The 20,447-nt window shown below is 68.0% G+C and carries 19 protein-coding genes; 1 reads left to right on the plus strand and 18 read right to left on the minus strand.

The window, feature by feature from the left end; all coding sequences use genetic code 11:
- Positions 1-2: 2 nt before the first annotated feature.
- The 18 genes from fabZ to Q9R17_RS15060 all read right to left on the minus strand — a co-directional run bounded on the left by fabZ (position 3) and on the right by Q9R17_RS15060 (position 19,434).
- A complete protein-coding gene (gene fabZ / locus Q9R17_RS14975) occupies positions 3-461 on the minus strand; it encodes a 3-hydroxyacyl-ACP dehydratase FabZ (RefSeq protein WP_308155393.1) in 459 nt (152 codons plus the stop codon).
- On the minus strand, positions 458-1,480 hold the full coding sequence (gene lpxD / locus Q9R17_RS14980; RefSeq protein ID WP_308155394.1) for a UDP-3-O-(3-hydroxymyristoyl)glucosamine N-acyltransferase: 1,023 nt from the start codon (positions 1,478-1,480) through the stop codon (positions 458-460). The genes fabZ and lpxD overlap by 4 nt, the downstream gene beginning before the upstream one ends.
- A 363-nt stretch (positions 1,481-1,843) precedes the next feature.
- On the minus strand, positions 1,844-4,207 hold the full coding sequence (bamA, locus tag Q9R17_RS14985) for an outer membrane protein assembly factor BamA (protein ID WP_308155395.1): 2,364 nt from the start codon (positions 4,205-4,207) through the stop codon (positions 1,844-1,846).
- A 74-nt stretch (positions 4,208-4,281) separates the two neighbouring features.
- Positions 4,282-5,640 (minus strand): RIP metalloprotease RseP, encoded by a 1,359-nt coding sequence (gene rseP, locus Q9R17_RS14990; protein WP_308155396.1) that lies wholly within the window; start codon positions 5,638-5,640, stop codon positions 4,282-4,284.
- A 49-nt stretch (positions 5,641-5,689) separates the two neighbouring features.
- A complete protein-coding gene (locus Q9R17_RS14995; RefSeq protein WP_308155397.1) occupies positions 5,690-6,880 on the minus strand; it encodes a 1-deoxy-D-xylulose-5-phosphate reductoisomerase in 1,191 nt (396 codons plus the stop codon).
- Positions 6,881-6,882: 2 nt separating this feature from the next.
- Entirely contained in the window at positions 6,883-7,719 is an 837-nt protein-coding gene (locus Q9R17_RS15000) for a phosphatidate cytidylyltransferase (protein WP_308155398.1), read from the minus strand.
- Positions 7,716-8,483, minus strand: a complete 768-nt coding sequence (gene uppS / locus Q9R17_RS15005) for a polyprenyl diphosphate synthase (protein ID WP_308155399.1) — start codon at positions 8,481-8,483, stop codon at positions 7,716-7,718. The genes Q9R17_RS15000 and uppS overlap by 4 nt, the downstream gene beginning before the upstream one ends.
- Positions 8,484-8,488: 5 nt before the next feature.
- Complete coding sequence (frr, locus tag Q9R17_RS15010; RefSeq protein ID WP_308155400.1) at positions 8,489-9,043, minus strand: ribosome recycling factor; 555 nt, start codon at positions 9,041-9,043, stop codon at positions 8,489-8,491.
- A 94-nt stretch (positions 9,044-9,137) separates the two neighbouring features.
- Positions 9,138-9,866, minus strand: coding sequence for a UMP kinase (pyrH, locus tag Q9R17_RS15015; protein ID WP_308155401.1), 729 nt, complete (start codon positions 9,864-9,866; stop codon positions 9,138-9,140).
- A 97-nt stretch (positions 9,867-9,963) separates the two neighbouring features.
- Positions 9,964-11,502 carry a GGDEF domain-containing protein gene (locus tag Q9R17_RS15020; RefSeq protein WP_308155402.1) on the minus strand — a complete coding sequence of 513 codons (1,539 nt, stop codon included), beginning with the start codon at positions 11,500-11,502 and terminating at the stop codon, positions 9,964-9,966.
- A 198-nt stretch (positions 11,503-11,700) separates the two neighbouring features.
- On the minus strand, positions 11,701-12,579 hold the full coding sequence (gene tsf, locus Q9R17_RS15025) for a translation elongation factor Ts (protein ID WP_308155403.1): 879 nt from the start codon (positions 12,577-12,579) through the stop codon (positions 11,701-11,703).
- 122 nt (positions 12,580-12,701) lie between these two features.
- A complete protein-coding gene (rpsB, locus tag Q9R17_RS15030) occupies positions 12,702-13,514 on the minus strand; it encodes a 30S ribosomal protein S2 (RefSeq protein WP_308155404.1) in 813 nt (270 codons plus the stop codon).
- Between the two features lie 220 nt (positions 13,515-13,734).
- Complete coding sequence (locus Q9R17_RS15035; RefSeq protein WP_308155405.1) at positions 13,735-14,442, minus strand: molecular chaperone; 708 nt, start codon at positions 14,440-14,442, stop codon at positions 13,735-13,737.
- Complete coding sequence (locus Q9R17_RS15040; protein ID WP_308155406.1) at positions 14,442-14,690, minus strand: hypothetical protein; 249 nt, start codon at positions 14,688-14,690, stop codon at positions 14,442-14,444. Before Q9R17_RS15040 ends, Q9R17_RS15035 begins: the two co-directional genes overlap by 1 nt.
- A gap of 77 nt (positions 14,691-14,767) precedes the next feature.
- Positions 14,768-15,799 carry a spore coat U domain-containing protein gene (locus tag Q9R17_RS15045; RefSeq protein WP_308155407.1) on the minus strand — a complete coding sequence of 344 codons (1,032 nt, stop codon included), beginning with the start codon at positions 15,797-15,799 and terminating at the stop codon, positions 14,768-14,770.
- Positions 15,796-18,144: a fimbria/pilus outer membrane usher protein gene (locus tag Q9R17_RS15050; protein WP_308155408.1), complete on the minus strand. Its 2,349-nt coding sequence runs from the start codon at positions 18,142-18,144 to the stop codon at positions 15,796-15,798. The genes Q9R17_RS15045 and Q9R17_RS15050 overlap by 4 nt, the downstream gene beginning before the upstream one ends.
- Positions 18,145-18,151: 7 nt before the next feature.
- On the minus strand, positions 18,152-18,904 hold the full coding sequence (locus tag Q9R17_RS15055; RefSeq protein WP_308155409.1) for a molecular chaperone: 753 nt from the start codon (positions 18,902-18,904) through the stop codon (positions 18,152-18,154).
- On the minus strand, positions 18,904-19,434 hold the full coding sequence (locus Q9R17_RS15060) for a spore coat U domain-containing protein (RefSeq protein ID WP_308155410.1): 531 nt from the start codon (positions 19,432-19,434) through the stop codon (positions 18,904-18,906). The genes Q9R17_RS15055 and Q9R17_RS15060 overlap by 1 nt, the downstream gene beginning before the upstream one ends.
- A gap of 235 nt (positions 19,435-19,669) precedes the next feature.
- On the opposite strand from Q9R17_RS15060, the gene map reads away from it, so the two are divergent.
- On the plus strand, positions 19,670-20,446 hold the full coding sequence (gene map, locus Q9R17_RS15065) for a type I methionyl aminopeptidase (protein WP_308155411.1): 777 nt from the start codon (positions 19,670-19,672) through the stop codon (positions 20,444-20,446).
- Position 20,447 lies beyond the last annotated feature (1 nt).

The following is a 20,447-nucleotide window of genomic DNA, read 5'->3' on the forward strand; positions in this document are numbered from 1 at the left end:
ACTCAGCCCTTGGCGCCTGCGCACATGACCTCGGCCGAGGCCACGACCTCGCCGTTGACCTTGGCTTCGCCGTAGTACCAGCCCATGTTGCGGATCAGGCGTTTCATCTGCACGTCCAGCATCAGCACATCGCCGGGGACGACCTGCTTGTTGAAGCGGGCGTTTTCGACCTTGACCATGTAGAACAGCTTGGACTGCGCGTCACGGCCGAGCGAGAGCTGGGTCATCACGCCACCGGCCTGGGCCAGGGCTTCGATGATCAGCACGCCGGGCATGATCGGGCGGCCCGGGAAGTGGCCCTGGAAGAACGGTTCGTTGATGCTGACGTTCTTCTGGGCCAGGATGCGCTTGGCCTCGATGTCCAGCTCGAGCACCTTGTCCACCAGCAGGAACGGGTAGCGGTGGGGGATCAGCTCCTGGATCTGCAGGACATCGATGGGGAGCTGCAGCGTGTCGTTCATTCTTTCTCCTTGCCAGCAGCCAGGACGCGACGTGCGAGGACGTCCAGCTGCTTGAAGCGCGCGGCGTTCTTGCGCCACGTGCGGTTGTCGGTCAACGGGGTGCCGGAGGAGTACTCGCCCGGCTCATGGATGGAATTGCGCACCACCGACTTGCCGGTGATGACGACCTTGTCGCAGATCTCGAGGTGGCCGACCACGCCGACGTGGCCGCCGAGCAGGCAGTAGCGGCCGATCTTGGCGCTGCCGGCGATGCCGGTGCAGCCGGCGATGGCCGAGTGCGCGCCGATCTGCACGTTGTGGGCGATCTGCACCAGGTTGTCCAGGCGCACGTCTTCGTCCAGCACGGTGTCTTCCAGCGCGCCACGGTCGACGCAGGTGTTGGCGCCGATTTCGCAGTCATCGCCGATGCGCACGCCGCCCAGCTGGGGCACCTTGATCCACTTGCCGGCATCCATGGCCAGGCCGAAGCCATCGGCGCCGAGCACGGCGCCGGGGTGCACGCGTACGCGCTTGCCCAGCTTCACGCGGGTGACCAGGGTGACGCGGGCGATCAGTTCGCAGCCGGTGTCCAGCGAGCAGTCCTCGCCGATGATGCTGCCGGCGCCGATGATGCAGTTCTCACCGACCACGCTGCGCGCGCCGAGGGTGACGAACGGGCCGATGTGGGCGCTGGCGGCGACCTGGGCGCTGGGATCGATGACGGCGCTGGGGTGCACGCCCGGCGGCCGGGTCGGCGCGATGTCGAACAGCGCGGCGATCTTGGCGAAGGTGGTGTACGGGTCCTTGGCGATCAGCGCGCTGCCGGGCGCGGCTTCGGCGTCGTCCGCGCGCAGCACGACCAGCGAGGCCTGGCTGCCTGACAGCTGGGCGCGGTAGCGTGGGTTGGCAAGGAAGGTCAGCTGGCCGGGGCCGGCATGGGCGAGCGTGGCCACGCCGTGGATGGCCACGGACGGGTCGCCGTGGACCTGGAGGCCAAACTGCTCGGCAAGTTGCTGGGCGGTGTAGGTAGGAGTATTCACGGCGGGAGTTTACCGTGTGACGACAGTCCGGTCATGCGGGTGGGCCTGAGGCGCCTGATTGTGACGAGGGGGCTGGGCGGGGCTGCCTGTGCAGGACACGCCGTAAACCCATCCATGGGGGCTCGTCCACGGCATCCATGCCGTGGACGGTCCTGCACAGGCAGCCCCGCCCAGCCTCGACGGTTCCCCGCCTCCCCAGGCCACACCAACGAAAACGCCGGGCGATGCCCGGCGCTTCGATACCCGTCTGGTGGAGAGCCCCCCTTCTGTTAAGGGGGGCGCGCCAATGGCGCGGGGGATAGGTGGTAGGTCGGGACCCGCTGCTTGCGTAGCAAGCCGCGGCGCACCTTCGGTGGTCAGTTCTTAGAACTGGCCACCGAAGGTGAATTGCAGGCGCTCGATCTTGTCGTTGTCTTCCTTCTTGAACGGGAAGGCGTAGCTGATCGAGATCGGGCCCACCGGGGCGCGCCACAGCAGGGCGACACCGGCCGAGGCACGCAGTTCGTTGGCCTTGAAGTTGTCCACGCCGTTGTACACGTTGCCGAAGTCCACGAAGGCCGACACGCGGGCCGACGGGCTGTCGAACAGGCGCGGGAAGTAGGCTTCGATCGAGCCGACGGTCTTCAGCGAACCACCCAGCGGCTGGCCTTCCGGATAACCGTTGGTCACTTCGCGCGGGCCCAGGGTGTTGTCTTCGAAGCCGCGCACCGAGTTGGTGCCGCCGGCGTAGAAGTTCTCGTAGAACGGCAGGCCCTTGGCAGTGACCGGACGCAGGTTGCCGTCCTTGTCCGGCACCATCGCGGTCTTGTCCTTGCCATAGCTGTCGCCGTAACCGACTTCGGCGCGGGTGTTGATCACCAGCGACGGCATGATCGGCCAGTACTTGCTGATCTGGTAATTCAGCTTGTAGTACTCGATGGTCGAGCCCGGCAGGGTGGTTTCCAGGCCCACGCGCTGGTAGGTACCGCGGGTCGGCATGAAATAGTCGTTGCGCGAGTCGCGTGCCCAGCCCAGCTCCGTGCGCCACGCGTGGAAGGTCTTGCTGCCCAGCACGTTGATGTAGTCGATGATCGACTGCGGGGTGGAGCCCGGGTAGGTGGTGATCTGGTTGCTGTCGATGCCGAACATCAGCGAGACGGTGTCGGTCTCGGTGATCGGCACGCCGAACACCACCTGCGCCGAACCATTGGTGCTGTTGTACTGCGCGGTGTTGAAGTCGGAGTAGTCCAGTTCGCGCCAGGACAGGTTGTAGCCCAGCGACACGCCGTCATCGGTGAAGTACGGGTTGGTGTAGCTGAAGCCGTAGCGCTGCAGGTAGCTGCTGCGCGAGGCTTCCACGGACACGCGGTTGCCGCCGCCCAGGAAGTTGTTCTGCGACAGCTGCACGGAGGTGGTCATGCCGAAGGACTGCGAGTAGCCCAGGCCGAACACGAAGCTGCCGGAGGTGGTTTCCTTGACGTTGTAGACCACGTCGACCTGGTCGTTGCTGCCGGTCACCGCCGGGGTTTCCACGTCCACCGACTCGAAGTAGCCCAGGCGCTGCAGGCGGATCTTGGAGCGGTCGATGGCGGCCTGCGAATACCAGCTGTTCTCGAACTGGCGCATTTCGCGACGCAACACTTCGTCGGAGGTGCGGGCGTTGCCCTTGAACACGATGCGGCGCACCGACACGCGCGGGCCGGGCACGACCTGCATGTTGATGGCCACCGTGCGCTCGGCACGGTTGGTGGTCGGGATCGGGTTCACCTTGGCGAAGGCGTAGCCGATGTTCGACAGCGAGTTGGTGATGGTGTTGGAGCTGAACTCCAGCAGCGCGCGCGAGAAGGTGTCGCCGGAGCGCTGGATGACCATGCGCTCGACGTCTTCCTGCGGCAGGATCGTGTCGCCGGTGACCTTGATCTCGGAAATCTTGTACTGCTCACCCTCGGTCACGCCGGCGGTGAGGAACATGTCGCGCTTGTCCGGGCTGATCGACACCTGGGTCGAATCGACGCTGAAATCGACATAGCCGCGGTCCAGGTACCAGGAGTTCAGCTTTTCCAGGTCGCCGGACAGCTTTTCCTTGGAGTACTGGTCATCGCGGCGGTACCACGACGCCCAGTTGTGCTCCTTCGACTCCCAGGTATCCAGGATGTCCTCGGCGTTGAACTTCTCGGTGCCGACCAGGTTGACGTGACGGATCTTGGCCGCCTTGCCTTCCTTGATGGCGATGGCGATGTCCACGCGGTTGCGGTCCAGCGGGCTCACCGTCGGGGTGATCTCGACGTTGTACTTGCCGCGGTCGTTGTACTGGCGGCGCAGTTCCTGGGTCACGCGGTCCAGGCTCAGGCGGTCGAACGTGCCGCCTTCGGTCAGGCCGATGTCGGACAGGCCCTTGAGCAGCTGCTCGGACTTGATGTCCTTGTTGCCGGTCACGGTCAGCTTGTTGATCGCCGGGCGTTCCTTGACCGTCACCACCAGGATGCTGCCCTGGCGGTCGATCTGCACGTCCTCGAAGAAGCCGGTCTTGTACAGGGCGCGGATGGTCTCGCCGACCTTGTTGTCGGTCAGGGTTTCGCCACGTTCCACCGGCAGGTAGGTGAACACGGTGCCCGAGCTGATGCGCTGCAGGCCATCGACGCGGATGTCGCTGACAGTGAAGGGCTCGGCTGCCTGGGCCAGGGCGGGAGCGCCGGTGACGGCGGCGAGGGCGAGGGCCAGCAGGCGGCGATTGGGGAGTCGCGTCATGTCACGTCCGGTTGGAAGGTCGATTTCATTGGTGCGGGATGCCGACGGTGTAGACGGCGACAACGTGGAAAAGTTCATCGCGGGACCAGGCCGAGGAGGTCGTTGTAGAACGCCAACCCCATCAGCCCGGCCAGCAGCGCCAGGCCGATGTACTGACCTGCGGCGATGGCACGCTCGCTCAGCGGGCTGCCCTTGACCAACTCAATAAGGTAATACAGCAGGTGGCCGCCGTCCAAGATGGGAATGGGCAGCAGGTTGATGATGCACAGGCTCAGCGACAGCAGGGCCAGGAACTGCAGGAACCAGTCCAGGCCACGTTTGGCCGACAGGTTGGCGACCCGGGCGATGGTCACCGGGCCGGAAACGTTCTGTAGCGAAGCATGTCCGGTGACGATGCGGCGCATCATCGCCAGCGAATCGGCCGCCATCCGGCCGGTTTCGCCCAGGGCGACCGGCAGGGCGCCGAACACCCCGTACTGCAGCACGGTGTCGTAGGCCGGGGTGTAGCTTTCGGGGTAGCGGATGCCCAGCTGCCAGGTCGGCTGGCCCTTGCCGTCCTTGCCCTGCTGCGGGGTGACCTCCAGGGCCAGGCGTTCGCCACCGCGCAGGACATCGATCATGCCCGGCCCGCCACGGCGGCCCAGGGCCTGGATTTCGGTGGCCACCTGGTCGGCGCCGTCGATGCGCTGGCCGTCGATGGCCACGATCAGGTCGCCGGGCTGCAGCACGCCGGCGGCGGCCGAACCCTCGATCACCCCGTCCACGCGCGGGGGCTGCTGCCAGAACTGCCAGCTCATGCCCGCCAGCAGGGGCACGCGGCGTTCGTCGAAACCGGCCGGCAGCTGCGACAGCGGCAGGGTACGGGTGCGCACCTCGTCGTTGGCGTCCATCACCTCGACGGTGACATCGCGCCGGTCCATCGCCGCGGCGGTCAGTGCCATGCTGGCCTCGCCGGCGGTGTTCACCGTGCGCGTGTCGATGCGCAGCACGCGGTCGCCGCCGTGCAGGCCGGCAGCCGCAGCGATGCCGGTGGTGCGGCCCAGGGTCGCCGAATAATCCTGCTTGCCCAGCACGAACATCGCCCACAGCAGCAGCACGCACAGCAGCAGGTTGGCCAGGGGCCCGGCAGCGACCACGGCGATGCGCTGCCAGACCGACTTGTGGTTGAAGGCCTGGCCGCGTTCATGCGGATGAACCTCCACTTCGCGTTCATCCAGCATCTTCACGTAGCCGCCCAGCGGTATGGCGGCAATGGCGAACTCGGTGCCGTGGCGGTCGCGGCGCGACCACAGCGGGCGGCCGAAGCCCACCGAGAAGCGCAGCACCTTCACCCCGCAGCGGCGCGCGACCCAGTAATGGCCGAACTCGTGGAAGGTCACGAGCAGGCCCAGGCTGACGATCATCCACCAGACCGAACCGAGGAAGTCAGTCATGGCAGCTCACGGTGGCAAGGTGGGACGTCGGCGTCATTCAGGCGGGAACTCAGGCGGCGGCGATGGCGTTCAGGGTGAGCTGGCGGGCACGCTGGTCGGCGGACAGCAGGACCTCCAGTGTATCGGCAGGCTCGGCCGGCAGTGTTGACAGAGCGTTAGCGACCAGGGCCGGAATGGCAAGAAAACCGACGCGGCCCTGAAGAAACGCTGAAACCGCCTCTTCGTTGGCGGCGTTGAGCACCGCCGGTGCGGTCCCGCCGGCATCCATGGCCTGCCAGGCCAGGGCCAGGCAGGGGAAGGCGTCGGTGTCGGGCGCTTCGAAATCCAGCCGGCCCTGGGCCAACAGGTCCAGCCCGCCCACGCCGGCCTCGATGCGCTGCGGCCAGCCCAGGCCGACGGCCAGGGTGGTGCGCATGTCCGGCAGGCCCATCTGCGCCAGGGTGGAGCCATCGATGAATTCGACCAGCGAATGCACCAGGCTCTGCGGGTGCACCAGCACCTGGATGCGCTGCGCCGGCACGTGGAACAGGTGGTGGGCCTCGATGACTTCCAGCCCCTTGTTCATCAACGTCGCCGAGTCGACCGAGATCTTCGGCCCCATCGACCACTTCGGGTGGGCCACGGCCTGCGCCGGGGTGACCTGTTCCAGGTCGGCGCGGCGGCGCCCGCGGAACGGCCCGCCGGAGGCGGTCAGCAGGATCCGGCGCACGCCGGCACCGTCCAGGCTGGCATCGCGCGAGCGCAGGCACTGGAAGATCGCGCTGTGCTCGCTGTCGATCGGGATGATCTCGGCCCCGGCCCGCTCGGCGGTGCGGGTCAGCAGTTCGCCGGCCAGCACCAGGGATTCCTTGTTGGCCAGCAGGATGCGCTTGCCGGCGGCGGCGGCGGCCAGGGTGGAGGACAGCCCGGCCGCCCCCACGATGGCGGCCACCACGGTGTCGCAGGCATCGCTGGCGGCCAGCTGGTCCAGCGCGGCACTGCCGGCATGGGGCTGGGTGGCCAGCCCGGCCGCACGCAGGCCGTCACGCAGGGCCGGGTAGAGCTGTTCGTCGGCAATGACCGCGTGCGTGGGCTGGTGCGTGCGGCACAGGTCCAGCAGCGCCTGGAGCTGGCGGCCCGCCGCCAGCACGGTGACCTGGAAGCGGTCCGGGTGGCGTGCGATCACGTCCAGCGCCGAAGCACCGATCGAGCCGGTGGCGCCGAGCACGGCGACCCGGCGCAGGTTCATTGCGGCATCCATGGTCAGAATCCGAAGATGGCCTTGCCCAGCGCGAACACCGGCAGGGCCGCCAGCACGCCGTCGACGCGGTCGAGCACGCCACCGTGGCCGGGAATCAGGTTGCCCGAATCCTTGGCACCGGCATGGCGCTTGATCAGGCTTTCGTACAGGTCGCCCAGTACCGAGGCGAACACGGCCACCACCGAGGTGACCAGCAGCCCGGGCAGGTGCGCGGTCTCCACGCCGGCCAGCCAGCCCAGGCCGAGGGCAACGGCCACGCCGGCCAGCAGGCCGCCGAACAGGCCTTCCCAGGTCTTGTTCGGGCTGATCCGCGGGGCCAGCTTGTGGCGCCCGAAGCGGCGCCCGGCGAAGTAGGCGCCCGAATCGGCCGCCCACACCAGCGCCAGCGCGGCCAGCAGCCACAGGTGGCCATTGCCGGTGGTGGAATCGCCACCGGCATGGATCAGCACCAGCGAGGCCCACGCCGGCACGATGGCCAGCGTACCCGCCAGCAGCTTGAAGATGCGCGCCGGGCTGCCCGGCTGGGTGCCGAACTGGTAGAAGCGCAGCCACAGCAGGGCCAGCAGCCACCAGCCGACCCCCACCAGGGTGGCGATCTGGAACAGCACCATGCTGCCGGCGTCGGCCCAGACCATCAGCACCATCAGCACCAGGTTCAGCACCAGCAGCACGGTACGGGCCAGCGTATCGTCCACCTCGGCCAGCTTCAGCCATTCCCACAGGCCGATCAGCAGGACGGCGGCAGCCGCGGCGGCCAGCCACTGGGTCGGCAGCAGCAGGATCGCGGCGATGGCAGCCGGCGCCATGATGAGCGCGGCAAGGACTCGGGTCTTGGTCATGGAATGGACGTCTCGGTGGCCAGGGCGGCGATCTGGGCGCTGGTCAGGCCGAAGCGGCGTTCGCGCCCGGCATAGGCGTCAAGTGCCAACTGCAGCTGCGTGGCATCGAAATCCGGCCACAGCGCCTCGGTGAACCACAGCTCGGTGTAGGCCAGCTGCCACAGCAGGAAGTTGCTGATGCGGGTGTCGCCGCCGGTGCGGATGAACAGGTCCGGCGGCGGCAGGTCGGCCAGGGCGACGTGACGGCCCAGCAGGCTTTCGTCGATCTGTTCGGGCAGCAGGCGGCCGGCAGCCACCTCGGCGGCCAGCGCGCGGGCGGCATGGGCGATGTCCTGCCGTCCACCATAGCTGGCGGCGATGGACAGGGTCATGGCCGTGTTGTCGGCGGTGCGCTGTTCGGCCAGCTGCATGCGGCTGACCAGCCCGGCACCGAAACGCTCGCGGTCGCCGATGAAGCGCACGCGCACGCCACGGCGGTGCAGCTCGTCCACTTCGCGGTCGAGCGCGCCGAGGAACAGTTTCATCAGCGCATCGACTTCCTCCTGCGGCCGGCCCCAGTTCTCGCTGGAGAAGGCGAACAGGGTCAGCGCGGGGATGCCCAGTTCAAGGCAGCGCTCGATCGTACGGTTGACCGCGCGCGCACCGGCACGGTGGCCGATGATGCGGGGGCGGCGGCGCAGCTGCGCCCAACGCCCGTTGCCATCCATGATGATGGCAACGTGGCGCGGCAGCGCGGCCGGAAGAGGAGGCGGGACTGAAGGCATCGACTTCAGACCGACAGCAGTTCCTTTTCCTTTTCGGCGACGACCTTGTCGACGTCCTTGATGCTGGCATCGGTCAGCTTCTGGATGTCGTCTTCGCCGCGCTTCTTCTCGTCTTCGCTGATCGCCTTGTCCTTGACCAGCTTGGCCACTTCCTTGTTGGCATCCTGGCGGATGTTGCGGATGGCGATCTTGGCGCCTTCGCCTTCCTTCTGCACCTGCTTGACCAGCTCCTTGCGGCGCTCTTCGGTCGGCGGCGGCATGTTGATGCGGATCGCCGCGCCCAGCGTGTTCGGGGTGAACTCGTGGTTGTACAGGCCCTTCTCGATTTCCTTGATCATGCTCTTGTCGAAGGGCGTGACCAGCAGCGAGTGGGCATCGGCGTTGGAAATGGACGCCACCTGGTTCAGCGGGGTGCTGGCGTTGCCATAGGCGTTGACCGTCACGCGGTCCAGCAGGGCGGGGGTGGCACGCCCGGTGCGGACGGAGGTGAGGGTGTGCTTCAGAGCGTCGATGCTCTTGGCCATGCGCGTCTGCGCGTTGTTCTTGATGTCGTTGAGCATCGCCCGGGTCCTGGATGTAACTGGAATCGGGCGATTATAGGCGAATACGGGACGACGCCGGGCCCGGAGCGGGCTGGCGTCGCCCGGACCCGGTTCAGGCCGGGTCGCGGCCCTGCACCAGGGTGCCGATATTGGAGCCGTGCAGGATCTTCAGCAGCTCGCCCGGCTGGCCCATGTCGAACACGCGCATCGGCAGGTCGCTGTCGCGGGCCAGGGCGAAGGCGGCCGTATCCATCACTTCCAGGCCGCGGCGGATCACCTCGTCGTAGCTCAGGCTGTCAAAGCGCACGGCATCGCTGTACTTGTTGGGGTCCTTGTCGTAGACACCATCCACCTTGGTGGCCTTCAGCAGCAGGTCGGCGCCGATCTCGATGGCGCGCAGTGCCGCGCCCGAATCGGTGGTGAAGAACGGGCTGCCGACGCCGGCGGCGAAGATGACCAGGCGGCCCTTTTCCAGGTGGCGGATGGCGCGGCGGCGGATGTAGTCCTCGCACACGTCGTTGATCTTGATCGCGCTCATCACGCGGGCCTTGGCGCCCAGTTTCTCCAGCGCGTCCTGCATGGCCAGGGCGTTGATGACCGTGGCCAGCATGCCCATCTGGTCGCCGGTGACGCGGTCCATGCCGCCGGCGGCCAGGCCTGCGCCGCGGAAGATGTTGCCGCCGCCGATCACCAGGGCCACTTCGGCGCCGGCCTGCTGGGCTTCGATGACCTCACGGGCCAGGCGGTTGATGACCTTCGGGTCGATGCCGTAGTCCTCGTCTCCCATCAGCGCCTCCCCGGAAAGTTTCAACAGGATGCGGCGATAGGCGAGCTTGGACATGGGAACCTCGGGTGCGTGGAATCGCGGGGGATTCTACTGGCAAGTGGCCCCCGGCCAAAGTGTTTTGTGCATTGCAGCGCGATCGGGCGGCTGTCGTTCAGCCCAGTTCCACCCCGGCCGCGGCCGCCAGTTCGTCATGGCCCAGCTCGCCGGGGGAGCGGGCGATGACCCGGTTGCGGCCCAGGTTCTTGGAGCGGTACAGCACATCGTCGGCCGCGCGCAGCAGGTCGTTCACATCGGCAAAGCGTTCGTAACCGCCCTGGGTGGCCACGCCGGCGGAGAAGGTCACGAACAGCGGCCCGCCCTCCAGTTCGGCCATGGGCGTGGACACGATGCTGGCCAGCACGCGCCGGATCACGTCCAGGGCCACGTTCTCGGTGGTGTTGGGCAGCAGGGCCACGAACTCCTCGCCGCCGAAGCGCGCCACGGTGTCGCTGTGGCGCAGCTGCCCCTGCAGCTTGCCGGCGAACACGCGCAGCACCTCATCGCCGGTGAGATGGCCGTGGGCGTCGTTGATCTTCTTGAAGTCATCCAGGTCGATGAAGGCCACCGACAGCGGCCAGCCATGCCGGGCGGCGCGGTTGAATTCCTGTTCCAGCACCGCTTCGAGCTGGCGCCGGTTGAGGACGCCGGTCAATGCGTCGCGGTGGGCCTGGTCGGCCAGCCGCTTGGCGCGGGCTTCGAATTCGTCGGCGCGACGGCGCGCCTGCTCGGCATCCTGCATTTCACGCAGGTTGCGCAGCGTGGCCAGTTCCTGTGCGTGGTCGATCAGTTCGCGCACCCGCAGCGGGGAATTGAGCCCGCTGTCAAACAGGCTGGCGATGTCCGGCAGGGCCTCGCTGATGCGGGCCAGCACCTGGTCGAAGCGGGCGCTGTCCAGGCCCAGCTGGGCATGCACCTGCTGCAGGGCGCATTCACGCGCAGCGTCGGCATCGTCGGCCAGCCAGATGTCGGCCACCGGGCCGGCCAGCTGCACGCAGGCCTGGAACGGGTCGCTGGCCGGTTCGCCATCCTCGCTGCGCTTGATGCTGTCCACCAGGTAGCGTGGCAGGCCCCACTGCTCGGCCACCCAGGCGCCGACATCGGCGTGGGTGCAGTCCAGTGCCTCGCGCTCGCGCGCGACCAGGGCCGTGTTGTCCTGGGCATCGCGCAGCAGGGGCAGGTAACGGTCGGGTTGTGTCTGTGCCAGGCACAGCACGCCGATGTCCTGCAGCAGGCCGGCCAGCATCAGCTCCTCCAGCCGGCGCAGGCCACGGGCCTGGCCCAGCTGGCTGGCCGCCAGTGCGCTGAGGATGCTGCGCCGCCAGGCGCGCTCGCGCAGGTCATGGCTGTCGCCGCCATTGCCGACCAGGCCCTGGGTGACCGTGAAGCCCAGCGCCAGGCTCACCGTGGCGTTCAGGCCCAGCATGGTCAGCGCCTGGGCCAGGTTCTCGATGCGCCGGCGGCTTGCGTACAGCGGTGAATTGGCGATGCGCAGCATGCGCGCGCTGAGCGCCATGTCGATGGCGATGATGTCCGCGGCGGTGGCGATTTCCGCCTCCGGATCCTGCGCCAGCTCGATGATGCGCAGGGCGATCCCCGGCGGCGAGGGCAGGTTGCGGCACAGGGTCAGGGCGGCGGTCAGCTCGGGCGACATGTCGGGTCTTTCGGATTCCAGTAGGACAAGAATACCGAGGAATACATCACAGTCTTGGTGTCGTCTTCCTGCTAAGGACTGCGTCGTTCCCCAGTGGGGGAGTATCGGCCCGAATCGCTCACAACGCAAAAGGTAAAAAAAAGGAAGCCGCGCGGTGCGCGGCTTCCCCGGGTCATCCTGCAGCCGGAAAGGCTGGAATCAGACCTGCATCGCCTTGGCGACTTCGGCGGCGTAGTCTTCCACCACCTTTTCGATGCCTTCACCGACGACCAGCAGCTGGAAGCCCGCCACGTCGCCGCCGGCAGCCTTGACCACCTGCTCGACGGTCTTGTCGCCGTCCAGCACGTAGCTCTGGCCGTACAGGGTCACTTCGCTGACGATCTTGTTGATCTTGCCGCTGATGATCTTTTCCAGGATGTCGGCCGGCTTGGACTTGTCCTTCTCGGACATCTTGGCCAGTTCGATTTCCTTTTCCTTTTCCACGAAGTCGGCCGGCACATCGGCAGCCTTGTTGTGCGGCGGCTTCAGCGCGGCCACGTGCATGGCCAGGCCGCGGGCCAGCTCGACGTCGCCGCCGATCAGGTTGACCAGGGCGCCGACCTTGCCGTTGGTGTGGACGTAGGCACCGACGTTGCCGGTGGTGTCGACCTTCACCAGGCGGCGGATCTGGATGTTCTCACCCAGGGTCTGCACGGCGGTGGCGCGGGCTTCTTCGACGACGCGGCCATCGGCCAGGGTGGCGGTCTTCAGGGCTTCGACGTCAGCAGCGCCGGAGGCCAGCGCGGCCGCGGCGACGGCGTCGACGAAGTTCTTGAAGTTGATGTCGTTGGCGACGAAGTCGGTTTCCGAGTTGATCTCGACCAGCACGGCCTTGCCACCGTCCTGGGCCAGGCCCAGGCGGCCTTCGGCAGCCACGCGGTCAGCCTTCTTGTCGGCCTTGGCGGCACCGGACTTGCGCAGGGCTTCAGCAGCGGCGTTGATGTCGCCGCCAGCTTCGGTGAGTGCCTTCTTGCACTCCATCATGCCGGCGCCGGTGCGCTCGCGCAGTTCCTTGACCAGGGAAGCAGTGATTTCCACGGGATTACCTCACGAAAGAAAGGGGTTGGGCCGGCATGTTGGCCGGCCCATGTGACATCACCCTGTCACCCGCAGGTGGGGTGCAGGGAGGGTGGGCGCCAGGCGCCCACCGAGGGCCGGGATCAGGCCTGGGCTTCGTCGGCCTTCTTGCCGCCAGCCTTCTTGGCCGGAGCGCGACGGGCCGGCTTGGCCTCTTCGCCTTCGGCGACGGCATCGGCGAACTCTTCTTCGCGCACCGAAGCGGCGTGCGGAGCAGCGGCCTTGCCTTCCAGCACGGCATCGGCGGCGGCGCGGGCGTACAGCTGCACGGCGCGGATGGCGTCATCGTTGCCCGGGATGGCGTAGTCCACCAGTTCCGGGTTGTAGTTGGTGTCGACCACGGCGATGACCGGGATGCCCAGCTTCTTGGCTTCCTTGATGGCGATGTCTTCGTGGCCGATGTCGATCACGAAGATGGCGTCCGGCAGGCGGTTCATTTCCTTGATGCCGCCCAGCGAGGCTTCCAGCTTGTCGCGCTCGCGGCGCAGGCCCAGCACTTCGTGCTTGACCAGCTTTTCGAAGGTGCCGTCGGTTTCACCGGCTTCCAGTTCCTTCAGGCGGGCAACCGACTGCTTGACGGTACGGAAGTTGGTCAGGGTGCCGCCCAGCCAGCGCTGGTTCATGAACGGCATGCCGCAACGCTCGGCTTCTTCCTTGATGGTTTCGCGGGCGCTGCGCTTGGTGCCCAGGAACAGGATGGTGCCGCGCTTCTGGGCAACGGACGAGATGAAGTTCATCGCGTCGTTGAACAGCGGGACGGTCTTTTCCAGGTTGATGATGTGGATCTTGCCGCGGGCGCCGAAGATGTACGGAGCCATCTTGGGGTTCCAGTAGCGGGTCTGGTGGCCGAAGTGGACGCCGGCTTCCAGCATCTGACGCATGGTGACCTGGGGCATTGCAATACTCCTGATGGGGAACCTGCTGCATCCGCCCGCGGAAAGTGTGCGGGACGCGTGGATGCGCGGGGTTCCGGGGTTGGGCTTCCCTGTCATCTCCGTGGCCGAACCCCTTGGGAGGGGCACCCCGGCACGGATGGGGATGGCAGGTGTGGATTCACCGGTGACGTCCGGTGTGGACGGGCCCCTGCGGGCACGGGGCCTGCAGGAATCCGGTCGATTATAGCCCGGCAGCGGCCGCCGGCGCAATTTGCCCGGCCGGGCGGGTCAGGACCGCCTCCACGCCGTCCTGCAGGCGGGCCAGGAAGCGCCCGCCGGCGTAGCCGTCGGCACGCGGCGGCAGGGCCCAGCGCCGCTGCCGCCCGGCCAGCACATAGCCGGCCAGGCCGGGCAGCAGCACGCTGCGCTGGCCATCGGCGGCCTCGTACATCAGTTCGCTCAGGCGGGCGTGCAGCGGGCCGGTGTTTTCCAGCCACAGGCGCGGCGCCTGGCCGTCCGCGTCCAGCCGGGCCCGGACCTGGGGGGCGGTGGTGTAGGAGGGCAGGCCGCTGAACAGCGGCAGCGAATAGCGCGGCAGCCCGGGGCTGTCCGGTTCGAGCAGCACGCGGAACGCCTGCTCGCCGCCGGTTGCCGGCACCGCCGTGGGCGAGGGCAGCAGCCAGACCCGCTGCCGGGTACCGGCAGGCAGGTCCAGCCGGGCGGGGCTGGCCAGCATCTGGTCGCTGTCATGCAGCCGCTCGGCGTCCAGCTGCTGGTCCCAGGCCAGCACGCGCAGCTGGCCCTGCCAGCGGGTGGGGCCGGGGTTGTACAGCCACAGTTCGGTGCGGTCCTGGCCGGGCGCGAGCTGCAGCGTGGTCGGCAGCAGTTCCAGCGCGGGCGCAGGCGCGGCCAGCAGCAGGGCCAGTGCCAGCAGCAGCCACCGCGCCATCAGTAGATGGTGGTCAGCGGTACGCGCACCGCGTCGTCGCCTGCCAGGGCCGCAGAGGGGGCCAGTTCGCGCAGCTGCGCGGGCAGGCCGGGCGCATCGCTGCGCTGGCGCGGGACCGCGCACGGCCGGTCGCCGGCCGGGCAGCCTTCCACGACGGTCAGGCGGATCTGCAGGGGGTGTACGGCAGGTTCAGCCCCGGCCGGCAGGGCGGCGGCGATCAACGCCCCCATCAACAACGTACGTCGCACCGGCCATCCGTCAGGCAGTCTGTCCACTGCCCATTATCGGCCCATTGCCGGGCTTCTGTAGTGCCGGTGCGGGCCGCTCAGTAGGTGATGGTCACCTGCACCCGGTCGGTATAGGTGCCGGCCGGGGGCTGGCCGGTGACCGGGCTGACCCGGCCATAGACGGTCACCTGCTGGGCGCTGCCGGTGCCGGTGTTGCCGTAGGTGTCCACGTTGAGCGTGTTGCCCCAGCGCTGGCTGCGGTTGGAGTCGCGGTACAGCTCGTAGGTGAGGTAGTAGTTGCTGTTGTTGATCGTGGTGCGCATGCGGCGGACGGTGCCCAGGCTGTTCTGGCCGTTGTCCAGGCTGATCTGGTAGGCGGTGCGGCGCAGGCAGGTCAGGGTCAGGGTGGCGGTGCGGTCGATGTTGCTGCTGATGCCGCCGGCCACGGTGCCGAAATCCAGGTCGGTGGTCAGGTAGCTGCCGCACTGCGGCAGCACGTTGGCAGTGGCGGTGAAGGTGCCCACGCCGCTGGCGCTGCCGGTACCCGATACCCCGGCCAGGCAGGTCGAGGGCATGGTGGCGTTGCCGATGATGGTTTCCCCGTAGGCCCAGTTGAGTACCACGTTGGCGCCACTGAACGTGCGGCTGTAGTTGCCCGATGCCAGGGTCTGGTTGGCCGGGATCTGCGCCGACAGCTGGGTGGTCACCACGCCGCTGCCGCCCACCAGCGCCGGCACCGAATAGACCAGGGTCAGCTCCTTGGCCGGCGGCGTGCCGTTGGGGGTCAGGCCGGTGATCTGGCTGTAGCCGGTGTCGTTGTACAGCTGGAAGTTCATCGTGTCGCCGTTGCCGTTGACCATCGTGCGCCACGGCGTGGTGGTGGTGCCGCCATCGCCATTGCCGATGCCCACGCAGACCCGCACGGCGGCGTTGGCCAGCAGGGCCAGGGCCAATGTGTTGCAGGTGATGCGGATGTTGAGCGTGGCGTTGCTGGGGCCGGCAGCGGCATTGCTGATGGTGCCGAAGGGCAGGGCGGCATCGACCACCGCGCTGCAGGTGGTGGCCGCACGCGCCGGCTGAGCGGCCAGCAGGCCCGCCAGCAGCAGGGCAAGCAGCAGCAGGGCCCTCACGGCGCCACCTCCGGAATGCAGGCGATCGGTGCCGGCCGCACGCTGGCACCGCTGGCCGCGGCCTTCGGGGGCGCCGGCACCCGGATCCGGCACGGCCCGTTGCTGGTGGTGATGTAGAGCACGCTGCCGGCCGGCACATCTTCCAGGTACAGCAGGCCGTCATACCCCACCGTGGCCTGGCGCCCGTCGGGCAGCAGCACCTCGCTGCCGACATCGAGCGGGGTACCGGCCATGTCTTGCAGTACCAGGTTCAGCACGGCGCGCGCGCGCAGGTTGAAGTTGACCTGCGCACCGGCGCGCTGGCGCGGGGTTACCGCCGCCTCGACGCTGTCCGCGCGCATGTCCGCCGGCAGGTCCAGGGTGTCGATGGAGACCCGGTTGCGCTGCCACGACAGTACCGGTGTCACCAGCAGCAGGCCGCGTGTGTCGGTCACGCCGATCAGGCGGTTCTCCAGCCGTACCGGCACGCCGGCCACGCCGTTGGTGCTGACCACGGCGAAGGCGTCGGACACCTCGCGGGTGGCGAAGCCATGCCCCCCCATCCAGACCAGGCTGCCGCTGGCGCTGCCATAGGCATAGTTCAGCCCGGCCTGGCGTGATACGCCCAGTGAGTAGCGGCCGACATCGTTGAGCAGGCCTACTTCGGCCAGGCCGCCGACGTCGCCATCGCTCTGGCGCACCTGTGCGCGCCAGCCGATGCCGCCGGCACTGCCGTCGCCGGGCACCGGCCTGCTGACGTCGGCCACCCAGCTCTGCCGGTCGCCATTGCGCTGGGTGGACAGGCTGGCCTGGCGGTTGTCGCCGAGGTTGGCGTTGAGCGAGAGATAGACGCTGCGGTCGCTGCTGCGGTCCAGGTTCTGGTTGAGCGAGAGGTAGGCCGACCAGCGCTGGTTGAAGCTGCGCGACCAGAACAGGCTGGCATAGCGGTTGTCCTCGCCATCGGGGTAGCGCAGGCGCAGGTAGCTGGCGCTGAGCGAACCCAGTTCGCGCAGGTCCACGCCCACCGTGGCCTGCTCGCTGAGGTCCGGTGGCAGGTTGCCCTGCAGCGCGCCCAGGTCGCGGTAGTCGCCGTGGCTGCGCACGCTGCGCAGGTTGAGGTTGAAATGCCGGTTGTTCCAGCTGTAGCCCAGTGCCAGCTGCCCGCCGCCGAGCCCCTCATAGCGGCTGCGCGCATAGGCGGCATTGAACACGCCGGCACCGCCCAGCAGCCACCAGCCGCCGGCGCCGGCCTGGGCCAGGCCGCCGCCGCCCTCGGCGTGCACCTCGCCGGTGAAGCGGTCGCTGATGCCGCCGCGCCAGCTGGCATTGGCCACCGTGCGGCCGTCGTAGTCGAACGAATGGATGCCGAAGTTCTCGCGCAGCCGGCCCACGCCCAGCGACCAGTCCGACAGGCCTTTGGCCAGCAGCTGCTGGGTGCCGTAGAAGCTGAAATCCAGTGTCTGCATGCGGCCGAACGCATCGGTGACCACCACCTGGGCACTGCCGGTGCCGCTGATGCCGGGCTGGGCGGCCAGCTGGAACGGACCGATCGGCACCTGCCCGCTGTACTGGCGCAGGCCGTCCACGTACAGCTCGACGGTGGAGGGCACCACCGCCTGGCCGAGGAAGGCCGGGGTGGGGGTCAGCACGCGGTAGGGCTGCAGGCCGTAGTTGCGGCCGATCTGCACACCGCCCATGCGTACCGGGCGGGTCCAGTCGACGAAGCCGCTGTAGAAATCGCCCACCTCCAGGGTCAAGGCCCGTTCCGGGAAGTCGAGCGTCCAGCGGGTATCCAGGCGCACGCTTTCGCCCCGCCAGCGACGGTCGCCGGACTGCTGGTAGCGGCGGCTGATGGCGGTGTTTTCCAGGGTGCCGTTGCCCAGCCCGAACACGCGCAGTTCCGAGCCCAGCGACAGGTTGCCCAGCGAATCGACCTGGCTGGCATACACGTCGTAGTTGAGCAGCACGCCGGGAGAAGCGGTCGCGGCCGGTGGGCGGATCTGTGGCTGCGACAGCTGCGTGGTCGGCAGGGTCAGCTGGTCCAGCGGGACATCCAGGGCCAGGGTCTGCAGGCGCGCGTCGTAGCGCACCACCACCCCGCTGATCTGGTCCAGGTACACCGGGGCCTGGCCGCTGGCGTTGAAGCCGAGCTGGCGCAGGACCTCCGGGCTGGCCTGCAGGCGCCCGCCCAGCAGCACGAACGGCAGCAGCCCGCGCGGGGTGCGGTTGAGCTGGACGTCCAGGTACAGGGTCTGGCCGGCGGTGAGGGGCGTGGGCGGTGGCAGCATCACATCGGCGGACACCCCGGAGACATCGGCCGCGTGGAGCGACGCGGGAGCCAGGGCTGCACCGAGCGCCGCGGCCATCACCGCCTCAGCGAGCCGGTGGCGGCGACAGGGGCGTCTGGTCCGACTCGCCATTGATCTTGGCCGTGATCTGGTCATTGTCACGATCGACCGTCGTACGCTCCAGCGGCCAGCGCATCACCTGGCCGGGCAGGACGTAGCCCAGCAGGCCCGGGTGGACGATGCGCGGCCGTTGCGCACTGCCCAGAGCCAGGTCGGCAATCTGCGCATAGCCATCGCCGGTGTTGCGGATTTCCACGCCGTGCCGGCCGTCGTCGAGGGTGACCAGCTGCGCCTGCAGCTGCGGCGCGAGGGTTGCATCACCGGCCGGCTGCACGAACACCGGGATCGAATAGCGCAGCACGAACTGCATGCCGCTGGCGCGGGTGGACAGGTCCGGCACTTCATCGACGATCATCCGGTAGTGCAGTTGCCGGGCCGGTGCATCGGTCCCCTGGCGCATCACCCGCACCAGCTGCTGCTGGCCAGCGGCCAGGGTCTGCATCGGGGGGCTGGCGATCAGTTCCTCGGTGGGCAGCAGCTGCTCCTGCCCGTCCTGCTGCACCCAGCGGAACATGCGGACCTGCAGGGTGACGGGGGCGGTGCCGCTGTTGCCCAGCCACAACTCGGCGGCACGCTGGCGCGGCTCAAGCTGCAGGCTGGTCGGTGCGACCTGCAGGCTGGTGGCCGCCGCGGCGGTGGCCGCCAGGCCGAGGGTGAGCAGCAACGCCACGCCGGTGGCGCGCCACGGGCGAGGTCCGGCCATGCGCGCGGCCCCCATCAATAGGTGATCGTGGCGGTGACCGTATCCAGGTAGTTACCGGCTGCGGCGTTGTTGGTGCTCAGATTGGCGATCTGGCCATAGACGATGTACGGCACTGCCAGGCCGGTGCCGATGCCAGCCTGGGTGTTGGTGCCCGTGGTCGAGCCCCACACCGTGTTGTGGGCGGCGTCCTGGTAGAGCTGGTAGCCGACATAGTTGCCGGTGGTGATCGCCGCGTTGGTGTTCTTCATCCGGCGGGTGGTGACGTCATTGGCCGTGCCGGCATTGGCGCCCGCGTTCAGGGCGATCGTGTAAGGGGTCAGCAGCGAGCACTGCGCGGTCACCGTGCCCTGGCCCAGGGTGGGCGTGGTGGCGGTGGACGCGGCGGTGCCGAAATCCACGTTGGTCGCCGCTGCCGCCGTGATGGTGCAGGCCTTGGTGACGATCAGGGTGACATTGAAGGTGGTGGTGTCGGCGGCCAGGGCCGGGCCGGTCACCAGCAGGCCGGCCAGGGCCCAGGCAAGCGGGGAACGAACGGCGGATCGCATGGACAACCTCCCTGACCCGAAGGTCTGTTGAACAGGGCGAAAACGGTGGATTCGTACTGTTTTCCTGACAGTGGAGCCAGATTGGGCGTGCCCGCGTCAGGGAGTCGTGAGAATGGCGGGGTCTAAAATGTGACGTTCATCACTTTTTCATCTTCCTTGCCGGAATCGCGCATGGCTGGCCGCCGCTGGGGCGGCGTCCGTTCAGATTGCGTCCGGATCGGCGATAATGGCGGCCATGAGCGTGAATCTGAAAACCCCGCAGGACATCGAGATGATGCGCATCGCCGGCCGCCTGGCCAGCGAAGTGCTCGACATCGTCACCCCCCACGTCAAGCCCGGTGTCACCACCGAGGAACTGGACCGCATCTGCCACGACCACATCGTGAACGTGCAGGGCGCCATTCCGGCCAACGTCGGCTACCGCGGCTTCCCCAAGACCGTCTGCACATCCGTGAACAACGTGATCTGCCATGGCATCCCCAGCGAAGGGAAGGTGCTCAAGGACGGCGACATCATCAACATCGACGTCACCGTCATCAAGGATGGCTGGCATGGCGACACCAGCCGCATGTACTTCGTCGGCACCCCGTCGGTGATGGCGCGCCGCCTGGTGGAGACCACCTATGAAGCGATGTGGCGCGGCATCCGCGCGGTGCGCCCGGGCGCGACCCTGGGCGACATCGGCCATGCCATCCAGAGCTATGCCGAAGGCGAGCGTTTCAGCGTGGTGCGCGAGTACTGCGGCCACGGTATCGGCAAGGTCTACCACGATGAGCCGCAGGTGGTGCATTACGGCCGCCCGGGCCAGGGCCTGGTGCTGCAGCCGGGCATGACCTTCACCATCGAGCCGATGATCAACGAGGGCACCCGCTACAACAAGGTGCTGCCCGATGGCTGGACCGTGGTGACCAAGGACCGCAAGCTGTCGGCGCAGTGGGAGCACATGGTCGCGGTCACCGAGACCGGCGTGGACGTGCTGACCCTGTCGCCCGGCGAATCGCAGGTCGCCTGAG

Source organism: Stenotrophomonas sp. 24(2023) (genome assembly GCF_030913365.1).
In the GTDB taxonomy this organism is placed as follows: Bacteria; Pseudomonadota; Gammaproteobacteria; order Xanthomonadales; family Xanthomonadaceae; genus Stenotrophomonas.